Source organism: Pseudomonas sp. ICMP 460, assembly GCF_002723595.1.
GTDB classification, from domain to species: Bacteria; Pseudomonadota; Gammaproteobacteria; order Pseudomonadales; family Pseudomonadaceae; genus Aquipseudomonas; species Aquipseudomonas kitaguniensis.
Window position 1 is genome coordinate 1 of sequence record NZ_LKBR01000041.1, and the last position, 19,539, is coordinate 19,539.

At 56.3% G+C, this 19,539-nt stretch carries 16 protein-coding genes; 7 read left to right on the forward strand and 9 right to left on the reverse strand.

The features are described 5' to 3' along the window. Positions 1 to 1,196 precede the first annotated feature (1,196 nt). Entirely contained in the window at positions 1,197 to 1,781 is a 585-nt protein-coding gene (locus tag AO240_RS22315; RefSeq protein ID WP_099239296.1) for an ACP phosphodiesterase, read from the reverse strand. 154 nt (positions 1,782 to 1,935) lie between these two features. Here AO240_RS22315 and AO240_RS22320 point away from each other — a divergent pair, with 154 nt between their 5' ends. Genes AO240_RS22320 through AO240_RS22330 form a run of 3 tightly spaced genes read left to right on the forward strand, consistent with a single transcriptional unit; the run spans position 1,936 to position 4,529 of the window. Continuing rightward, on the forward strand, positions 1,936 to 2,262 hold the full coding sequence (locus AO240_RS22320; protein ID WP_099239298.1) for a helix-turn-helix transcriptional regulator: 327 nt from the start codon (positions 1,936 to 1,938) through the stop codon (positions 2,260 to 2,262). A gap of 13 nt (positions 2,263 to 2,275) precedes the next feature. Beyond that, entirely contained in the window at positions 2,276 to 3,442 is a 1,167-nt protein-coding gene (locus tag AO240_RS22325) for an MFS transporter (RefSeq protein WP_099239300.1), read from the forward strand. Positions 3,443 to 3,473: 31 nt separating this feature from the next. Further along, positions 3,474 to 4,529 (forward strand): alkene reductase, encoded by a 1,056-nt coding sequence (locus AO240_RS22330; RefSeq protein WP_058413580.1) that lies wholly within the window; start codon positions 3,474 to 3,476, stop codon positions 4,527 to 4,529. A 115-nt stretch (positions 4,530 to 4,644) separates the two neighbouring features. Here AO240_RS22330 and AO240_RS22335 read toward each other — a convergent pair whose 3' ends face one another. The 7 genes from AO240_RS22335 to AO240_RS22365 form a co-directional block, all read right to left on the reverse strand. Continuing rightward, the gene (locus AO240_RS22335) at positions 4,645 to 5,421 is read right to left on the reverse strand and encodes a hypothetical protein (protein ID WP_143505437.1); all 777 of its coding nucleotides are present in this window, start codon (positions 5,419 to 5,421) and stop codon (positions 4,645 to 4,647) included. 368 nt (positions 5,422 to 5,789) lie between these two features. Further along, positions 5,790 to 6,635: a hypothetical protein gene (locus AO240_RS22340; protein WP_099239304.1), complete on the reverse strand. Its 846-nt coding sequence runs from the start codon at positions 6,633 to 6,635 to the stop codon at positions 5,790 to 5,792. Next, complete coding sequence (locus tag AO240_RS22345; RefSeq protein WP_143505439.1) at positions 6,635 to 6,847, reverse strand: DUF2515 family protein; 213 nt, start codon at positions 6,845 to 6,847, stop codon at positions 6,635 to 6,637. Before AO240_RS22345 ends, AO240_RS22340 begins: the two co-directional genes overlap by 1 nt. Positions 6,848 to 6,949: 102 nt before the next feature. Further along, positions 6,950 to 7,828 carry a hypothetical protein gene (locus AO240_RS28475; protein ID WP_143505441.1) on the reverse strand — a complete coding sequence of 293 codons (879 nt, stop codon included), beginning with the start codon at positions 7,826 to 7,828 and terminating at the stop codon, positions 6,950 to 6,952. Further along, entirely contained in the window at positions 7,825 to 8,823 is a 999-nt protein-coding gene (locus AO240_RS22355) for a DUF2515 family protein (RefSeq protein WP_256586028.1), read from the reverse strand. Before AO240_RS22355 ends, AO240_RS28475 begins: the two co-directional genes overlap by 4 nt. Next, on the reverse strand, positions 8,820 to 11,027 hold the full coding sequence (locus tag AO240_RS22360) for a type VI secretion system tip protein VgrG (protein ID WP_099239309.1): 2,208 nt from the start codon (positions 11,025 to 11,027) through the stop codon (positions 8,820 to 8,822). Before AO240_RS22360 ends, AO240_RS22355 begins: the two co-directional genes overlap by 4 nt. 342 nt (positions 11,028 to 11,369) lie before the next feature. Further along, a complete protein-coding gene (locus AO240_RS22365; RefSeq protein ID WP_099239311.1) occupies positions 11,370 to 12,002 on the reverse strand; it encodes a TetR family transcriptional regulator in 633 nt (210 codons plus the stop codon). A 265-nt stretch (positions 12,003 to 12,267) separates the two neighbouring features. Between AO240_RS22365 and AO240_RS22370 the strand changes: the two genes are divergently transcribed. Genes AO240_RS22370 through adeC form a run of 3 tightly spaced genes read left to right on the forward strand, consistent with a single transcriptional unit; the run spans position 12,268 to position 18,038 of the window. Beyond that, positions 12,268 to 13,419 carry an efflux RND transporter periplasmic adaptor subunit gene (locus AO240_RS22370; RefSeq protein ID WP_099239313.1) on the forward strand — a complete coding sequence of 384 codons (1,152 nt, stop codon included), beginning with the start codon at positions 12,268 to 12,270 and terminating at the stop codon, positions 13,417 to 13,419. Positions 13,420 to 13,422: 3 nt separating this feature from the next. After that, complete coding sequence (locus AO240_RS22375) at positions 13,423 to 16,584, forward strand: efflux RND transporter permease subunit (RefSeq protein ID WP_058413587.1); 3,162 nt, start codon at positions 13,423 to 13,425, stop codon at positions 16,582 to 16,584. Continuing rightward, the gene (gene adeC / locus AO240_RS22380) at positions 16,581 to 18,038 is read left to right on the forward strand and encodes an AdeC/AdeK/OprM family multidrug efflux complex outer membrane factor (protein ID WP_099239315.1); all 1,458 of its coding nucleotides are present in this window, start codon (positions 16,581 to 16,583) and stop codon (positions 18,036 to 18,038) included. Before AO240_RS22375 ends, adeC begins: the two co-directional genes overlap by 4 nt. Positions 18,039 to 18,067: 29 nt before the next feature. Here the strand turns inward: adeC and AO240_RS28480 are convergent, their stop codons facing one another. Continuing rightward, positions 18,068 to 18,208, reverse strand: coding sequence for a hypothetical protein (locus tag AO240_RS28480; RefSeq protein ID WP_177445854.1), 141 nt, complete (start codon positions 18,206 to 18,208; stop codon positions 18,068 to 18,070). Between the two features lie 42 nt (positions 18,209 to 18,250). Here AO240_RS28480 and AO240_RS22385 point away from each other — a divergent pair, with 42 nt between their 5' ends. After that, complete coding sequence (locus AO240_RS22385) at positions 18,251 to 19,501, forward strand: OprD family porin (RefSeq protein WP_099239317.1); 1,251 nt, start codon at positions 18,251 to 18,253, stop codon at positions 19,499 to 19,501. Positions 19,502 to 19,539 lie beyond the last annotated feature (38 nt).

The window sequence follows — 19,539 nt, forward strand, 5'->3', positions numbered from 1 at the left end:
CCCAAAGAGTGGCTGGAAGGCAAAGCCGCGAATGCTCACGTGTCGACGGATCGGGTACTCAAGGCAGCTAAGCTCAAAAGACCTTGAAAGGGCTGGCTCTTACAGCGAGTCACTTTTGATAGAGCGCAAAAGTAACCAAAACGCTCTCGCCCCACCACTTGGCACCTCGCTTAGGCTCGGTGTGCCCGCCCGCAGGCTTGAATCCGTGGGCCGCCGCGATGGGCCATCCTTGGCCCAGCGCGGCTAACCCGGCGTCCTGCCGGGTTACCCACGGATTCAAGCCTGCGGGCGGCCATCGTGGTTTAACGGGGCGCTTCTAAGATCAAAAGCAAGAGCACGGCGGCCTGAAAGCCGACCTGAGTGGTTGAAGCAGNCAGCGCGGCTAACCCGGCGTCCTGCCGGGTTACCCACGGATTCAAGCCTGCGGGCGGCCATCGTGGTTTAACGGGGCGCTTCTAAGATCAAAAGCAAGAGCACGGCGGCCTGAAAGCCGACCTGAGTGGTTGAAGCAGATCAAGGGCGGATTTGCATACACAGCAGATCTGCTTTTTTTGCTTTTTGTGGGAGGGGGCTTGCTCCCGATAGCAGTTTTACAGTTGATACATGAATTTGCATACACAGCAGATCTGCTTTTTTTGCTTTTTGTGGGAGGGGGCTTGCTCCCGATAGCAGTTTTACAGTTGATACATGAGTTAACTGATCCACCGCCATCGGGAGCAAGCCCCCTCCCACAGTTTGAATGCATTCTGCTTGGGAGATTGGGTCAGCTTAGATGATCGTTCCCACGCTCTGCGTGGTAATGCCGCTCCGGACGCTCTGCGTCCCGTTTTTTCAGCCATAGAATCTCCCGCATTTGACCGCATTCAGCATGGGAGATTGGGTCGGCTTTCAGGCCGCCTGCTTGTGATCTTGATCTAAGGCGCCCCGTCGCGGCGGCCCGCTCCGTAATATCGGAGTGAGGGCATGCCGAGCCACAGCGAGGCACCGAGTGGTGGGGCGAGGACCTTTTGGTTACTTTTGGCTGGGCCGGCTTCCGGTCCTTTCAAAAGTGACCCGCTGTAAGAGCGGAACCAATACAAGCCATAACCTCAATAACGGATATGCACCCAAGACCAAAGCCACAAACCTAGATAAATTTCAAAAAAAACAATAGATTATTTGTAGTTTGATAGAAGGGGTCTGGCTCCCTCCCACATTTAGATCTCAGTCGTCAGTTGGGACTGTGCAAATTTCTGCAACTCGGGATAGAACACCCGAAAATCTTCACTCAGCGGCTCATACAACGCCTGCAATTCCTGCATGGCATAGCCCAACGCCTCAGGCTGTGTCAGCCGTCGTGAAATGCCGCGCAACACCGGCGCCATCACCGTAAATTCAGCGTAAGAACCCAGCCAATCATCCGCCGCCATAAACGGTGCAATGTGCGCCAAGCGCCCCGGCAATTCGGGCTCGGCCGCCAGCACGCGGTACACCTGCGCGGTAAAGCGCTCCAAAGGCTGGTCGGCATACAGCGCCCAATCGCGCGCCAGGCAATGGTCGAAAAACACATCGAGCACAATCCCCGCGTAGCGTCTGCGGGTGAGGCTGAAACGTGACAACGCCTGCCCCACCAGCGGGTGGCTGTCGGTGAAACGGTCGATTGAGCGATGCAACTGAATCGCCGACTCGATTTGCGGGCTGAACTGGCCCTGCAAGCGGCCTTTGACGAAGTCGCCATACAGGCTGCCGAGCAGTTGGGCAGGAAGTGGGCCGCCGAGATGCAGATGTGCGAGATAATTCATGGCGCGCAGTCTATCACTGCCGCCAACGTATCGTTATAACCCGATATACCGATTTAGACTGACCTAAGACCAAAATCATATTGGTATATCGGGATACACCGATTTAAAGTTCGCCTCATCGCGATATAACGCTTTACGACACCGAGCACCCGCCATGTCCATCGACCTCGACGAAATAATAAAAGCCCTGGCGCACCCAGTACGGCGAGACATTCTCAACTGGCTGAAAGACCCGAAAGCGCAATTCCCCGAGCAACTGCACAACCACGAATACGGCATCTGCGCCGGGCAAATCGACCAGCGCTGCGGCTTGTCGCAGTCGACCGTGTCAGCCCATCTGGCGACCCTGCAACGCGCGGGCTTGATCAGCAGCCAGAAAACCGGGCAGTGGCACTTTTTCAAGCGCAACGAGGAAGTTATCCAAGCCTTCCTCGCCGCGTTCATCGCTGAACTTGGCGCCCAAACCAGCACATCGCTGTAACAAGGAAACGCAAATGCCCCTCTCGCTACTCATACTGGCCTTGAGCGCCTTCGCCATCGGCACCACCGAGTTCGTCATCATGGGCTTGTTGCCCGATGTGGCGGCGGACTTGGGCGTGTCGATTCCCGGCGCCGGCTGGCTGGTCACCGGCTACGCCTTGGGCGTGGCCATAGGCGCGCCGTTCATGGCACTGGCCACCGCCAAGCTGCCACGCAAGGCCGCGCTGGTGGCGTTGATGGGCATCTTTATTGTCGGCAACCTGCTCTGTGCACTGGCCAGCGACTACAACGTGCTGATGTTTGCACGCGTGGTCACCGCGCTGTGCCACGGCGCGTTCTTCGGTATCGGTTCGGTGGTTGCCGCCAACCTGGTGCCGCCCAATAAACGCGCGTCGGCGGTGGCCTTGATGTTCACCGGCTTAACCCTCGCCAATGTGCTCGGCGTGCCACTGGGCACGGCCTTGGGCCAGGAAGCCGGTTGGCGCTCGACGTTCTGGGCAGTCACCGTGATTGGCATCGTGGCGCTGATCGGCCTGATCCGCTTTCTGCCGGCCAAACGTGACGAAGAAAAACTCGACATGCGCGCCGAACTGGCCGCCCTCAAAGGGGCCGGCATCTGGTTGTCACTGAGCATGACCGCATTGTTCGCCGCCTCGATGTTCACCCTGTTTACCTACGTTGCGCCGTTGCTGGGCGATGTCACCGGCGTATCGCCCACAGGCGTGACCTGGACCCTGCTGCTGATCGGCCTCGGCCTCACCGTGGGCAACATCATCGGCGGCAAGCTGGCGGATAAACGCCTGGCGGCCACCTTGATCGGCGTGTTTATCAGCATGGCGGTGATCTCCACCGCACTGACCTGGACCAGCGTTGCGCTGATCCCGACAGAAATCACTCTGTTCCTGTGGGCCACCGCCTCGTTCGCCGCCGTACCGGCGCTGCAAATCAACGTGGTGACCTTCGGCAAAGCGGCGCCAAACCTGGTATCGACCCTGAACATCGGCGCCTTCAACATCGGCAACGCTCTCGGCGCGTGGGTCGGCGGCAGCGTGATCGCCCACGGTTTCGGCCTGACCAGCGTGCCGCTGGCGGCCGCGGGCCTGGCTATCCTCGCCTTGCTGGTGACCCTGATTACTTTTCGTCAGAGCGGCGATGCCGACCTGGCCCCTGCGACCAACTGATCAATCCACTTAAAGAGAAGGGTGTTATCCCATGACGACTATTTTTGATCCGATCAAACTGGGCGACCTCGAACTGTCGAACCGCATCATCATGGCGCCGCTGACCCGCTGCCGCGCCGATGCCGGGCGCGTGCCTAACGCGATGATGGCCGAGTACTACGTACAACGCGCGTCCGCTGGCTTAATCCTCAGCGAAGCCACGTCCGTAACCCCACTGGGCGTCGGCTACCCGGACACCCCTGGCATCTGGTCCAACGACCAGGTACGCGGCTGGGCAAACGTCACCAAGGCTGTTCACGGCGCAGGCGGCAAAATCTTCCTGCAACTGTGGCACGTCGGCCGCATCTCCCACGAGTCCTACCTCGACGGCGAAACCCCGGTAGCACCGAGCGCGATCAAAGCCGACGGCCACGTCAGCCTGGTTCGCCCACTGGCCGACTACCCTACCCCGCGCGCCCTGGAAACCGCTGAAATCGCCGACATCGTCGACGCTTACCGCGTAGGCGCTGAAAACGCCAAGGCCGCAGGCTTCGACGGCGTGGAAATCCACGGCGCCAACGGCTACCTGCTCGACCAGTTCCTGCAAACCAGCACCAACCAGCGCACCGACCAGTACGGCGGCTCCCTGGAAAACCGTGCACGCTTGCTGCTGGAAGTCACCGACGCCGCCATCGAAGTCTGGGGCGCCGGCCGCGTCGGTGTGCACCTGGCACCGCGCGCCGATGCACACGACATGGGCGACGCCAACCCGGCGGAAACCTTCACCTACGTCGCCAGCGAACTGGGCAAACGTGGCATCGCGTTCATCTGCTCGCGTGAGAAAGAAGCCGGCGACAGCCTCGGCCCTCAACTGAAAAAAGCCTTCGGCGGCCCCTACATCGCCAACGAACGCTTCACCAAAGACAGCGCCAACGCCTGGCTGGCTGCCGGCAAGGCTGACGCCGTGGCCTTCGGTGTTCCGTTTATCGCCAACCCGGATTTGCCTGCACGCTTGAAGGCCGATGCACCGTTGAACGAAGCGCACCCGGAAACGTTCTATGCCAAGGGGCCGGTTGGTTATATCGACTACCCGACGCTGGCGCTCTGATTTGTAGTGGTGAGGGGGCGGTAGAGGTAATTTACTGGCCCAAGTGAAAGATGTCCGTGTCGAGAGATACGGGCATTTTTTTGGGGCTGATTTTAGTGAAGGCGCTCAACGAAACTTACTTGCGCAAAGCATTAATCGGTGGATCTTGATAGGTCTCGTCAATTTCGATGCCTGCGGCGCGAGCTTTTTTTTCAAGTGCCGAACGTAATGCGTGATACTCTTCAATTCGTTTTGGCAATAAGGCTTTCCAGTTAGCCCTGTCCTGCTTGTCGACGATACCGGCAAGCCAGAACTCTCTTTCTGATCTAAGGCCCAAAGTAATCAGATAGGTTCCTGTTTTGCCTGGGTTATCGTTGGAGTCCCGGCGCCAGGCCATTAAGCTAAGGTACTCATCATTATGGTAAAAATACCACTTATACAGTGGGCCCGACTTTAACCAATGGTCGATATCAATCTTATAGTCGGGATCTAACCATGGATGATTTAATACCGGGTGGCCCAATACTTCACCAGGAACGTCTATCTTCGCAGCCTGCGAGCCAGAAATTCGCGGTTCTTCAGGAAGATAAAAACGCTGCCAGCCTGCCACTTTAATATCTTTGAGAAGATTAATTATAAAATTTCTATTTTCTTCATGCGTACTGTTGTCAGGCAACGCCCTCAAAGTTACGCCAATATTTTCAATATTTTTCCCTATTTTATCGTCTACCACCACTGTCACACCAATCGCATGCTGAAAACTAATTTTACCATCTGCGCTTTGGATAGTAACACTGGGAAGATCTTTCTCGTTCGCTGACCTCCTAATTTTATACCAACACAAACCTAGATTTTTCATGCATTCTTTAGAAAATTTTTCCGCGCTATTGGCTATGGTTTCTTGAGCAGACACGTGGAGCGCTAACTCCACATTGGCGTTATGGACTGTCACAGTCGACTCGCGGTCGTTACATCCGTTTAAAAAAATAAAAATGACTATGAACCAGAGTGACTTCATCGCGCATTCGCCCATATAGAGATTGCGCGCATCTCGCGCCCCATATAATCGGTTTCATTCTGAATTAACAAATGACTTCTCTCATAGCCCGCAGCATGTCATAGCCCAAAAACAACTGATGGACCGAACCTTCCATTGTATTTGTGTTGAGCGTGGTAATCGGCCAGGCGCTCATTTTTTTATTTGCCTCGTAGGCGCCTACACCGAACGCCATGCCCAGTCACTCAACTGAATTCATCTGCTCAATGCTTGAATGGGGGGTCTTAATAGGTATCATCAATCTCTATACCCGCGGCGCGAGCTTTGTCCTCCGCTAGCTGGCGTGCCTCTTGATAGTTTTTTAATCGCGCTGGCAGTAATTCTTTCCAACGGGCCTTATCGGCATCTTCGCTGAATTCAGCTACCCAGTATTCTCTCTCTGTCATAAACTCCAAGGATATCAGATAAGTACCCGTTTCCTTAGGGTCATCTTTCGAATCTCTACGCCATGCACTTAGGTGTAGATACGCCCCGTCATTGTAAAAATACCAACTATATAGAGATATTTTCAGCCAGCGAGCAATGTCGACTTTATAATCAGGATCAAGCCAGGGATGACTCAATGTAAAGTGCCCGAGTATAGTTTCTGGAGTGTCTATTTTATCTGCTTGAGAACCGGAAATTCTAGGTGAGCTTGGAGAAAAGTAATGATGCCACCCTGATAATTTAATGTCGTTAATGAGCAGATAAATGAAATCTCTATTTTTTTCATGCGAACTATTATCTGGCAAGCCTCTAAGAACAACATCAATATTCTCTACACTATTACCCACCCTATCATCGACGACAATAGTTATGTCGGTTGCATTTTTTAGATCAAGCGTACCATTTGAATTCTTAACCACGACACCCGGAAGATTTACATCATTCGCAGATTTATTTATTTTATACCAACAGAGATTTAAGCCTGCCATGCATTCTTTAGAAAACTCTATTGGGCTGCCATCCAACGTCTGAATAGACTTATGAAGCTCAACTCGAACAAGCGCTTTTTTTTCTGTCATATCTGATCCGCTCTCATTACATCCCGCGAGAAAAACAAAAAGAATAAACGCCCAGTAATTTTTCATTACTTATTCATCCAGGTCGAAATTGTGTATATCTCACCTTCAATATAGTTCTTTTGTTGTTCCATCAATTTATGGTATTGCTTAGCAACATTCCCGATAAAGCGCATGCGATCACTCTTGGACGTGGGAGAGCGCCGGTCACTCAACCGGCGGATGGCTTCTTCCTGGCCCATGGCCGAGAGTTTGTCGCAGCCCAGAACGGCTTCGTGCACCGAGCCTTCCTGGGTGTTGGTGTTGAACGTGGTAATCGGTTGAGGGCACATTTTTTTCACTAGTCTCGCAGTCGTGTGTACCGGTCAACCCGTAATTTGAGCTTATCTGCTTAATGCTTTAATCGGTGGATCCTGATAGCTCTCATCAATTTCTATCCCGTTGGCGCGAGCTTTGTCTTCAATGTCACGGCGTGCGTCTTGATATTTTTTTAATCGTGCAGGCAACAACTCTTTCCAGTTCGCTCTGTCTTTATCTTCGTCAAAATCGGATACCCAGTACTGCCGCTCAGTCAAAAACTCCATGGTTATCAGATACGTTCCCGTTTTTGTCGGGTTGTCTTTTGAGTCATTGCGCCGTGCATTCACACTTAAATAGGCCCCGTCATTGTAAAAATACCACTCATAGACGGATGTTTTTAGCCACTGTTCCAGGTCGGGCTTATAGTCAGGATCTAACCATGGGTGGCCCAATACGGGACGCTCTAGTACTTTATCGGGAGTCATTATTTTTGCTGCTTGCGATCCCGAAATACGTGGATTGCTAGGAAAGTAATAATGCTTCCAACCCGAGTTCTTAACCCTGTCTATCAATTGAGATATAAACCCCATACTGTCCTCATGAGTACTATTATCTGGAAGGCCTCTCAGCGTAACTTTAATATTCTCAACAGCCTCGCCCACACGCTCATCAACTATAACTGTAATATTTATTACATTATCAAGCTCAAGCGTTCCCGTGGCACTTTTCAACGCAACACTTGGAAGACTCTTACTATTCGCTGAGTTTTTTATTTTATACCAACAGAGATCAAGACCCGACATGCACTCTGACGAAAACTCAACATGACTATCTTTTAACATTTTCTGAACTGGAAAATCAAGAGCCAATTCAATAGGACGTGAATAATCTGGCATAGATGACCCGCTATTGTCGCATGCAGTAAGAACAGCTAAAAATAATATTGATGCATAAAATTTCATTTTACACTGGCCCATGTGGAAATCTCAAAAATCTCGCTTTCCATATAGGTTTTACGCTCTCGCATAAGTGCATGAAATTGATCAACGATAGCCCCAATAAACTCCATTCGATCAGTTTCATTATAAAGGTCACCCTCTTTCATTTGAACGCTTAGCTCAGGGTCGTCAACCTCACAGGCGGTGCTAAAGGCTGCTAACCTTACGGGCAGCAACGGAACTCGCTCAAAAAATGCTTGCATATCCAGCGTTGCCCGGAACAAAAAATTCTCGTAGATAAGAGGCTGTAAAATTTTACGTTGCTCGTGATTTGCAATTTCATTTAGTGATAACAGCTGCTTGGATCGTCGTTCAATCCCAGATGGCAATTTCTCTACCTGCTCTATGTAATCAAAACCTTTTAATATGTCATCGGTGACATGCAGGTTTTTTAAAACAGGCAGCGCATCCTCCGCCCAAGGCAAACTTTCAACATTCGCCTTGATCTGCCCCTCAAAACTACTCACATCACGTTCCGGCGCGCACTCGTCAAATTGATCCGGATACTTACTATAAAACCAGTGCCACACAAAAATATCCTGGAACAACCAGAAATTACCCTTACCTAAATTTTTCTTACCGATACGCAAAGGTGGTTGAACAATTGGAGGGGACATAATCAAATAAGGCTCATTCGGAATAAAATCCAACCCGCACCTCACCTGCTTACTCGCAAACGCGGCCAGCCCCATCCAGTAAAATCGTCCCTTCAGCTCCGGCTTCCCGTCTTCGCCCTGCTCCAGATAAAAACTCGCATAGGCCGCCGCAATCCGCGCGGCACGCGCGCTGAAGTCGGCGACCAGCTCGTAATTGTTGGACGTCGGAGAGCGCCGGTCACTCAAACGGCAGATGGCTTCTTCCTGGCCCATGGCCCATAGCTTGTCGCAGCCCAGGACGACTTCGTGCACTGAGCCTTCCTGGGTGTTGGTGTTGAACGTGGTAATCGGTTGAGCGCTCATTTTTTTCTACTTGCCTCGTAGTCATCTGCGCCGGCCGGCACGATCAGTCCATCCCACAGCAGGTGGGCCTTGACCGGTTCTTCGGCGTCGGTTTTGACTCGGTTGGTCAGGCCGCTGGCGTCGCTTTTGACGAGTTGCGGTGCGGTTTCGGAGGGCAGGATAAGTGCCGTCTTGACGGACTTGATGGGTTTGCCACTGCGGGTGACGAATTTCAGTTGTTCGTTGTAATGCTCGCTGACTCGGGATTTGAGCAAGCCGCCTGCGCGTGCCTGGTCAACGATCACCGGGATCAACGGGCCGAGAATATTCAGGCCTGAGCCAGTACCTGCGCCACCTCCCGAATTCACCTTCACATTGGCACCACTGACGGTCACCCCGCCCGCGTCGACTTTGATGAAACTCCCACCCGCCTTGGCCGTCAGTTCCATGCCTGCATCGAGAACGACTTTTTCGCCGGCGTGGTAGTGAATTTCCGTTCCGGCTTCCACAAACAGCGCGGTGCCGGCCTTTATATGCCGGGTTGCGCCGACGGTGAGGTGGTCATCTGCGCGCACTTCGGTTTTGCGATCCAGGGATGTGATGCGGTGTTCCTCGACCTTGAATTCGCTGAACACGTTGGCCTCGACGGTGTCGTGGCGCTCGTTGCCCACGCGGATTTTTTGGTCGTGTTCGATGTTTTCATCCCAATCGCGCTGGGCGTGCAGGTAGATTTGCTCGGCGCCTTTTTTATCTTCGATACGCAGTTCGTTGAAGCCCTTGCCACCCGGCGAGCTGAGGGTTTTGAAAGTGCTGCGGGTTTTGTGGGCGGGCAGGTCGTAGGGCACGCGGTTTTCTTTGTGGTAGAGGCAGCCGGTAATCAGCGGTTGGTCGGGGTCGCCTTCAAGGAAGGTGACCAGCACCTCCATGCCGATGCGTGGAATCGCGATGCCGCCGTAGGCATTGCCGGCCCAGCCGGTGGCAACGCGTAGCCAGCAACTGGTGTGGGCGTCGGCCTGGCCTTCGCGGTCCCAGTGAAACTGCACTTTGACGCGGCCGTAGGGGTCGCAGTGGATTTCTTCACCGGCTGGCCCGGTGACAACAGCGGTCTGGCTGGGCATGCCAAGCGGTTTTTTATGCGCCAGCGCCGGGCGATAGTGCGCGTCCCACGGTGTGGCGAGGAAGCTGTTGCGGTAACCCTGGTGAAAGTCATCCTTGTTATCAGTGACGTCGCTGGTGATGTTTTCGCCCAGCACTTGTGGTTGTTTGCCCTCGTGCAATACCTCCAACAGCAGCCAGAGGTCGTTCCATTCAGTGCGCGGGTGCTCAGCAAGGCTGAGGAAGTGACCACTCACCAAGGTCGGTTCATCAGCTTTGCCTTCAACCAGGATGTAGTCGCTGCGATGGCGCTGCAGTGCGCGCGTCGCTAACTGCTTGCCGCGTGCGCCGTCGGTGAAACGGCCGGGGTAATCGTAGTCTTCAAGTTCGGGCGAGGCGTCGGTGCGGGCCGAGCCTTTAGGCAATTGGCGCGGTTTTTCAAAGTTGTAGTCCAGGCGGCTGACCTGGCTGGTACGGGTTTCCAGGCGCAGGTTGAAGCGTTTGACCACGGGGGTTTCAGCGGCCATGCCGGAGTCTTGCTGGTAATTCACCGGCGCCAGTTTGCGGAACACCGTTTGGTCATCACCGAACACCAGTTGGTGGCCGCTGGCGCTGTGCTGGAAATGAAAGTGAATACCTTCTTCTTCGCACAGGCGCTGGATGAAATGCAGGTCGGATTCGTCGTACTGCACGCAGTAATCGCGGTCCGGATAGGTGGCGCCCAGTTGGAAACGGTAAGCGTCGGCCAAAATGCCGTGCGCTTTCAACACTTGGGCGATGATCTTCGGCACCGACAGTTGCTGGAAAATTCGCTGGTCTTGGCTGTGCTGCAAGTAGGCGAGTTGCGGCACCAGGCTGATGCTGTAGCGAGTCAGGGTTTTACCCGAGTCGCCCTGCTCGATACGATAGACCAGGCCGTGGATGATGCCTTCCCCGGTTGCGCCAAAGGTCAGGTGGCCGGGCGTGTGCAGCAGTTCTTCAAGTTTCAGGTCGGGGCGCGAGCTGACCAGTTCGATGTCGAAACAGAACGGCTGGTTGAGGGCTTCGCGCCCTACAAACCCGAGGACTTGCAGGTCGTCGGAAACACCCTCAAGGCTGAGAACAATGTGGGTGGCGTTTGCGTCCAGCATGCGTCGGATCCCTTCCTTTGAATAAGCAGGGTCCGATAATGAAGCATTAAACTGCTCACCTCAACGAAGATAGACGGCAACCAGACCTGGCCTACTTTCAGTTGGGAGGCTTCCCACACAGCGCACACCCGGCGGTTCGTCTCCGTCATTATTTTCGATCTACACGCCCCCGCGTAACATTCCTTCACACCCTTGCAACAAAACGGCTACAAAATACTTAGGCGACTACCTATCAACCGCCCGCCAGCCCGTATAAAGTCACCCCATCCATCAGGTGAACGGAACATCAACTGTGTCTAGTCTTTACTGCTGACACAAATAGACGCAATTACACATTTTGTCTCAATTGCGCAGCCCAGGGCTCAGGCGCAGCATATCCAGCCCTGCGTCCACCCAGCGTTCAGCCTCCTGATGCAGTTGAAAACTCTCGGGTACCAGCAGCCATTGGCCAATCAGCCCGTTTATATAGGCGTGCATGCACACCGCAGCACGGGCTGTGTCGAGATTTTCTGGAAGTTGCCCGCGATGGACCGCGTTACGCAATGTCAGACCGATACGGAGGTTGCATTCCAGGCTGTGAGTTTGGCGCTGGCGACGCATGTCACACATTTCATCGGTGAACTCGCACTTATGAAACAAAATCTCGTTGATGCGCCGGGTTTTCGGGTCCAGAGCAACCTGATGGAACAAATGAATCAGCAGCTTACGCATGCAGCCAAGCGGGTCGACTTCATCCTCGCTTTCACTCGCCCGGGCCAATTCATCCAGGGGTTCGTGCAGCGTGTCGAGCAGTGCCTGCAACAAATCGGACTTATTGCTGAAATGCCAATAAATAGCGCCGCGCGTCACACCGGCCAACGCGGCGATGTCCGCCAGCGTGGTCCGCGCGACCCCGCGGTCATAAAAGGCCTGCTCGGCGGCGTCGAGAATCTGGCTGCGCGTTTCCTGAGCTTCCTCTTTGGTACGACGAACCATGGCAGTAAAACCTCAATCAGGACACTGTGGATGGTGCTGGACCATCATCTGAATAATTGTGGGACGACACCGTCATGGGCGCCGAACTTACTAAAATCGAGGCTTTGGGCATTGCTTTGTCTACATTGCGCAAAGCCTGTCAAGAGTTTACAAACAACCATGAACGTAAGTATATTGCGTAGCAAGCTACTTATCCACTCACGGCTTGTTTTTTACCCTTCCACACTTCTTGTGCGCACTCTGCGCGCCTGACCCGAGGATCTTCATGCAACTTAAGCCAGCTGTTACCGCTCTGGTCACTGCCGTCGCCCTGGCATCACTGCTCAGCGGATGTAAAAAGGAAGAAGCGGCTCCGCCCGCCCAAACCCCTCAGGTCGGCGTGGTCACCATTCAACCGCAAGCCTTTACCCTGACCTCCGAACTGCCGGGGCGCACCACCGCCTACCGCATTGCGGAAGTCCGGCCGCAGGTCAACGGCATCATTCTCAAGCGCCTGTTCAAAGAAGGCGCCGATGTGAAGGAAGGCCAGCAGCTTTATCAGATCGACCCGTCGGTGTATGAGGCGAACCTGAAAAGCTCACAAGCGACGCTGACCCAGACCAAGTCGATTACCGACCGCTACAAGCAGTTGGTCGATGAGCAAGCCGTGAGCCGTCAGGAATACGACACTGCCGTGGCCAACCGCATGACCGCCGAAGCCAACGTTCAAACCGCTCAAATCAACGTGCGTTACACCAAGGTGTACGCGCCGATTTCCGGGCGTATTGGCCGTTCCTCGGTTACCGAAGGCGCGCTGGTCAGCAATGGCCAAACCGACTCCATGGCCGTTATCCAGCAACTCGACCCGATCTACGTCGACGTCACGCAGTCCTCGGCTGAAATGCTCAAACTGCGCCGTGACCTCGCAAGCGGCCAACTGGAGAAAGCCGGCACCAACGCAGCCAAGGTCAAACTGACCCTGGAAGACGGCACGGACTACGGCCAGGACGGCAAGCTGGAGTTCTCTGAAGTGTCGGTCGACCAGACCACTGGCTCCGTGACCCTGCGCGCCGTGTTCCCCAACCCTGACCACACCCTGCTGCCGGGCATGTTCGTGCACGCCCAGTTGCAAGCCGGTGTGAACAGCAAGGCGATCCTGGCGCCGCAACAAGGCGTGACCCGCGACCTCAAGGGCACACCCACGGCGCTGATCGTCAACGCCGACAACAAGGTAGAACAGCGTGAACTGGTGGCCAACCGTACTTACGGCGCCTACTGGCTGGTGGAAAAAGGCTTGAACGCCGGTGACCGTGTGATCACCGAAGGCTTGCAGTACGTCAAGCCTGGCGCCCAGGTCACGGTCAAGGATGCTGACAACGCCAAGCCTGCCGATACCGCTGCTCCTGCTGCCGCTGCCGCTCCTGGCAAAGGGGAGTAACCCATGTCGAAATTTTTTATCGACCGTCCCATTTTCGCCTGGGTAATTGCCCTGGTGATCATGCTGGTCGGGGCACTCTCGATCCTGAAGTTGCCGATCAACCAATACCCGGCCATTGCGCCAACCGCCATCGACATCCAGGTGACCTACCCAGGCGCGTCTGCACAAACCGTGCAGGACACCGTGGTGCAGGTGATCGAGCAACAGCTCAACGGTATCGATAACCTGCGTTATGTTTCCTCGGACAGTAACTCCGACGGCAGCATGACCATCACCGTGACGTTCAACCAGGGTACCAACCCGGACATCGCCCAGGTTCAGGTGCAGAACAAGCTGAACCTGGCGACCCCGCTGCTGCCGCAAGAAGTGCAGCAGCAGGGTATCCGCGTGACCAAGTCGGTAAAGAACTTCCTGATGGTGATTGGTCTGGTGTCGGAAGACGGCAGCATGACCAAGGACGACCTGTCCAACTACATCGTGTCGAACATTCAGGACCCGATCTCGCGGACAGCGGGTGTAGGTGACTTCCAGGTCTTCGGTTCGCAGTACGCCATGCGTATCTGGCTCGACCCGGCCAAGCTGAACAATTACCAGCTGACGCCCGTTGATGTGAGCTCGGCGATCTCTGCACAGAACGTGCAGGTAGCGACTGGCCAATTGGGTGGTTTGCCTGCCCTGCCCGGCACGCAGCTGAACGCCACCATCATCGGCAAGACCCGCCTGCAAACAGCCGAACAGTTCGGCAACATCCTGATGAAGGTCAATACCGACGGCTCGCAGGTTCGCCTCAAAGACGTCGCGCGTATTGAGCTGGGTGGCCAGACCTACAGCATCAGCGCGCAGTTCAACGGCAACCCGGCTTCCGGTATGGCGATCAAACTGGCCTCCGGTGCCAACGCCCTGGACACCGCCAAAGCCATTCGCGAAACCGTGAAATCGCTGGAACCGTTCTTTCCGCCAGGCATGAAGGCGGTAGTGCCGTATGACACCACGCCGGTGGTCACCGAATCGATCTCTGGTGTGGTGCACACCCTGATCGAAGCGATCGTGCTGGTGTTCCTGGTGATGTTCCTGTTCCTGCAGAACTTCCGTGCCACCATCATCACCACCATGACCGTTCCGGTGGTATTGCTGGGTACATTCGGGATTCTGGCCGCGTTCGGTTTCACCATTAACACCCTGACCATGTTCGGCATGATCCTGGCCATCGGCTTGCTGGTGGACGATGCCATCGTGGTAGTGGAAAACGTCGAACGGGTAATGGCTGAGGAACACCTGTCGCCGAAAGAGGCGACGGTCAAATCCATGGGCCAGATTCAGGGCGCTCTGGTGGGTATTGCCCTGGTACTGTCGGCGGTACTGCTGCCGATGGCGTTCTTCGGTGGTTCCACCGGTGTGATCTACAAACAGTTCTCCATCACCATCGTTTCGGCCATGGCGTTGTCGGTACTGGTTGCGCTGATTTTCACCCCGGCCTTGTGCGCCACCATGCTCAAGCCGATCGACCCTGAAAAACACGGCCAACCCAAGCGTGGTTTCTTCGGCTGGTTCAACCGCACCTTCGACCGTGGCGTACTCAGCTACGAGCGCGGCGTGGGTAACATGATCAAGCACAAGATACCGGCGTTTTTGGTGTACCTGCTGATCTTCGCCGGCATGATCTGGCTGTTCATGCGGATCCCGGCGGCGTTCCTGCCCGATGAAGACCAGGGCGTGATTTTTGCCCAGGTGCAGACGCCGGTGGGTTCGACAGCTGAGCGTACGCAAAAAGTCATCGACGACATGCGTATCTACCTGCTCAATGACAAGGAAGGCGAGCCGGGTGAAGGCAAGGGCGTGAAATCGGTGTTTACCGTGAACGGCTTTAACTTCGCCGGCCGTGGCCAGAGTTCCGGCCTGGCATTCGTGATGCTCAAGTCGTGGGATGAACGTGACGCGTCGACGTCGGTATTTGAAATTGCCAAGCGTGCGCAAGGCTACTTCATGCAGACGTTCAAGGACGCCATGGTGTTTGCCATCGTGCCGCCGTCGGTACTGGAGTTGGGTAACGCCACCGGTTTCGACGTGTTCCTGCAAGACCAGGGCGGTGTCGGCCATGACAAGCTGATGGAGGCGCGTAACCAGTTCCTCGGCATGGCGTCGCAGAGCAAAATCCTCGCCGGCGTGCGCCCTAACGGGGTGAACGATGAGCCGCAGTACGAGCTCACCGTCGATGACGAAAAGGCCAGTGCGCAAGGCATTACGCTGTCGAACATCAACCAGACCCTGGCGATTGCCCTGGGTGGCAGCTACGTCAACGACTTCATCGACCGTGGTCGGGTGAAGAAGGTTTACGTGCAGGGCGAAGCCGCCAGCCGCATGTCGCCCGAAGACCTGAACAAATGGTACGTGCGCAGCGACTCCGGGAAGATGGTGCCGCTGTCGGCCATCGCCTCCGGCAAGTGGATCTTCGGCTCGCCCAAGCTCTCGCGGTATAACGGTGTAGCGGCGATGGAAATCCTCGGTACGCCGGCGCCGGGCTACAGTACCGGTGACGCCATGGCCGAAGTCGAACGTCTCGCCAAGCAATTGCCGGCGGGTGTCGGCTACGCCTGGACGGGCCTGTCGTACGAAGAACGTTTGTCCGGTTCTCAGGCACCTGCGCTGTACGCCTTGTCGCTGTTGGTGGTGTTCCTCTGCCTGGCAGCACTGTACGAAAGCTGGTCGATCCCGATCGCTGTCGTGTTGGTGGTGCCACTCGGGGTTGTCGGTGCGTTGATCGCTACCAGCATGCGTGGCCTGTCCAACGACGTGTTCTTCCAGGTGGGCTTGTTGGTGACGGTGGGCCTGGCGGCGAAAAACGCCATTCTGATCGTCGAGTTCGCCAAGGAGCTGCATGAGCAAGGCAAAGGCGTCGTCGAGGCGGCCATTGAGGCGTCCCGCATGCGTTTGCGGCCGATTATCATGACCTCCATGGCGTTCATCCTCGGCGTATTGCCACTGGCGATCTCGTCGGGTGCCGGCTCAGGCAGCCAACACGCAATCGGTACTGGCGTGATTGGCGGTATGATCACCGCCACCGTCCTGGCAATCTTCTGGGTGCCACTGTTCTTCGCAACTGTGTCGTCGATTGGCGCGCGTAAAAAGACGGTGACTACTGAAACTCCTAAAGAGGCTGGCCAATGAGCAAGTCGCTACTTTCCCTAGCCGTCACCGCCTTCGTGCTCAGTGGCTGCTCGCTGATACCTGACTATCAGCGCCCCGAGGCGCCGGTGGCTGCCCAGTTCCCGCAGGGGCCGGCGTATTCGTCGGCCCAGGCGCCGGGCCAGGCCGCTGCCGAACAGGGCTGGAAGCAGTTTTTCCATGACCCTGCCCTGCAACAGCTGATCCAGACCGCACTGGTGAACAACCGTGACCTGCGGGTTGCGGCCTTGAACATCGACGCTTACGCGGCGCAGTACCAGATACAGCGCGCCGACCTGTTCCCGGCGGTCTCGGCCACCGGCAGCGGCACCCGTTCGCGCACCCCGGCCAGGCTGTCGCAGACCGGCGAAGCAACTATCGGTAGCCAATATTCGGCCGGTTTGGGGATCAGCTCGTATGAGCTGGACCTGTTCGGCCGCGTACGCAGCCTGAGCGAAGAAGCGCTGCAAAAGTACTTCGCCACTGAAGAAGCGCGTCGCAGCACCCAGATCAGCCTGGTGGCCAGCGTGGCTAACGCCTACCTGACCTGGCAGGCCGACAAGGAACTGCTCAAGCTGACCCAGGACACCTTGGGCGCCTACGAGCAGAGCTTCAAACTGACCTCGCGCAGCAACGAAGTCGGCGTGGCCTCGGCCCTCGACCTTAGCCAGGCGCGTACCTCGGTAGAAAACGCCCGCGTGGCACTGGCGCGTTATACGCGTCAGGTGGCGCAGGACGAAAACAGCCTGACGCTGCTGCTGGGCACTGGCCTGCCAGCGAATATCGCCAGCAAGCCGCTGGCGGATGACCTGCTCAGCGAAGTCCCTGCCGGGTTGCCTTCGGACCTGCTGCAACGTCGTCCCGACATTGTGCAGGCCGAGTACAACCTCAAAGCCGCCAACGCCAATATCGGCGCAGCGCGTGCAGCGTTCTTCCCGAGCATCAGCCTGACTGCCAGCGCCGGCACTGCCAGCCCAAACCTGGGCGGCCTGTTCAAAGGCGGCTCGGGTACCTGGTCGTTTGCTCCGCAGATCAACATCCCGATCTTCAATGCCGGTAGCCTGCGCGCAAGCCTGGACTACTCGAAGATCCAGAAAGAGATCAACGTGGCGAACTACGAGAAGGCGATTCAGACCGGCTTCCAGGAAGTTTCCGACGGCCTCGCCGCGCGTGAAACCTACAAGCAACAGCTGGATGCCCAGCGCGGCTTCGTCGCAGCCAACCAGGATTACTACCGCCTGGCCGAGCGTCGCTACCGCATTGGTGTCGACAGCAACCTGACGTTCCTCGACGCCCAGCGCCAACTGTTCAGTGCCCAGCAATCGCTGATCACCGACCGCCTGGCGCAGCTGACCAGCGAGGTCAACCTGTACAAGGCCCTCGGCGGTGGCTGGAACGAGCAGACCACCCAGCACGAGCCGTTGAAAGAACAGGCTCCGCCGCTGAAGTTGTTCTGATCGTAGCGCTGTAAAACAAACCGCTTCCCTCACCGGAAGCGGTTTTTTTTATGCGCGCTGATTACCGGAACACCTGAAGCTGTTGGGCCGAGCGCAGCACAAATTCGTTCGATCATCGCCCACAACCCGCCCTGCCCCACTTTCATCGCGCCTGCAGCGCCGCGCACCATGGCCCGCACCTGCATAACCCCAATAACAACAGGTTCAACGCCATGAACACCTTGCACCCGCGCCAACTATTGCTGGCCACCGCCGTCGCCAGTTTTGCCTTGCCCGTCATTGCCGAAGAACACGGCTTTCTCGAAGACGCCAGCGCCAACCTCAACCTGCGCAATTTCTTCTTCAACCGCAATTACACCAACCCGACCAGGGCCCAGGGCGGCGCGCAGGAGTGGACGCAAAGTTTCATCCTGGATGCCAAGTCCGGTTTTACTCAGGGCACGCTAGGCTTCGGTGTGGATGTGCTGGGGCTGTATTCGTTGAAGCTTGATGGCGGGCGCGGCACGGGCGGTACACAGTTATTGCCGCTGGGCCACGACGGCCGCCCTGCCGATGAATTCGGCCGTTTGGGCGTGGCGTTCAAGGCGCGTATTTCCAAGACCGACGTCAAGGTCGGCGAATGGATGCCGGTACTGCCGATTCTGCGTTCGGACGATGGCCGCTCCTTGCCGCAAACCCTGCGCGGCGGGCAGATCACCTCCCGGGAAATCGCCGGCCTGACGCTTTACGGCGGCCAGTTCCGCGCCAACAGCCCGCGCGACGACAGCAGCATGAACGAGCTGTCGATGTTCGGTAAACCCGCGTTTACCTCCGACCGCTTTAACTTCCAGGGTGGCGAATACGCGTTCAACGACAAGCGCACCCAAATCGGCCTGTGGAATGCCCAGCTCAAGGACATCTACCGCCAGCAGTTCGTCAACCTGATCCACAGCCAGCCCGTGGGCGACTGGACCGTGGGCGCCAACCTCGGGTTCTTCTACGGCAAGGACGACGGCAGCGCCCGCGCCGGCAGCCTGGACAACAAGACCTGGTCCGGCCTGTTCTCGGCCAAGTACGGCGGCAACACCTTCTACGTCGGCCTGCAAAAACTCACCGGCAGCAGCGCGTGGATGCGCGTTAACGGCACCAGCGGCGGCACCTTGGCCAACGACAGTTACAATTCCAGCTACGACAACGCCGAGGAAAAATCCTGGCAAGTGCGCCACGACTACAACTTCGCCGCCTTGGGCGTGCCCGGCCTGACGCTGATGAACCGCTATATCAGCGGCAGCAACGTGCACACGGGCACCGTCACCGACGGCAAGGAATGGGGCCGCGAGAGTGAATTGGGCTACACGGTGCAGAGCGGCGCCCTGAGAAATCTGACAGTGCGCTTGCGCAATTCGAGCATGCGCCGTGACTACAGCAACAACGAGTTCGATGAAAACCGCTTGATCGTCAGCTACCCCATCAGCCTGCTGTAAACGGCCAGCTCAACAGCGCTGTTGTGGGAGCGGGGGCG

Bases quoted from the DNA above. Each gene is read 5' to 3' on its own strand.
- AO240_RS28480 (WP_177445854.1), bottom strand. From the start codon at position 18,208: ATGGTGCGCGGCGCTGCAGGCGCGATGAAAGTGGGGCAGGGCGGGTTG.
- AO240_RS22340 (WP_099239304.1), bottom strand. From the start codon at position 6,635: ATGAAAAATTACTGGGCGTTTATTCTTTTTGTTTTTCTCGCGGGATGT.
- AO240_RS22365 (WP_099239311.1), bottom strand. From the start codon at position 12,002: ATGGTTCGTCGTACCAAAGAGGAAGCTCAGGAAACGCGCAGCCAGATT.
- AO240_RS22320 (WP_099239298.1), top strand. From the start codon at position 1,936: ATGTCCATCGACCTCGACGAAATAATAAAAGCCCTGGCGCACCCAGTA.
- AO240_RS22370 (WP_099239313.1), top strand. From the start codon at position 12,268: ATGCAACTTAAGCCAGCTGTTACCGCTCTGGTCACTGCCGTCGCCCTG.
- AO240_RS22385 (WP_099239317.1), top strand. From the start codon at position 18,251: ATGAACACCTTGCACCCGCGCCAACTATTGCTGGCCACCGCCGTCGCC.
- AO240_RS22330 (WP_058413580.1), top strand. From the start codon at position 3,474: ATGACGACTATTTTTGATCCGATCAAACTGGGCGACCTCGAACTGTCG.
- AO240_RS22360 (WP_099239309.1), bottom strand. From the start codon at position 11,027: ATGCTGGACGCAAACGCCACCCACATTGTTCTCAGCCTTGAGGGTGTT.
- AO240_RS22315 (WP_099239296.1), bottom strand. From the start codon at position 1,781: ATGAATTATCTCGCACATCTGCATCTCGGCGGCCCACTTCCTGCCCAA.
- AO240_RS28475 (WP_143505441.1), bottom strand. From the start codon at position 7,828: ATGAAATTTTATGCATCAATATTATTTTTAGCTGTTCTTACTGCATGC.
- AO240_RS22375 (WP_058413587.1), top strand. From the start codon at position 13,423: ATGTCGAAATTTTTTATCGACCGTCCCATTTTCGCCTGGGTAATTGCC.
- AO240_RS22325 (WP_099239300.1), top strand. From the start codon at position 2,276: ATGCCCCTCTCGCTACTCATACTGGCCTTGAGCGCCTTCGCCATCGGC.
- AO240_RS22355 (WP_256586028.1), bottom strand. From the start codon at position 8,823: ATGAGCGCTCAACCGATTACCACGTTCAACACCAACACCCAGGAAGGC.
- adeC (WP_099239315.1), top strand. From the start codon at position 16,581: ATGAGCAAGTCGCTACTTTCCCTAGCCGTCACCGCCTTCGTGCTCAGT.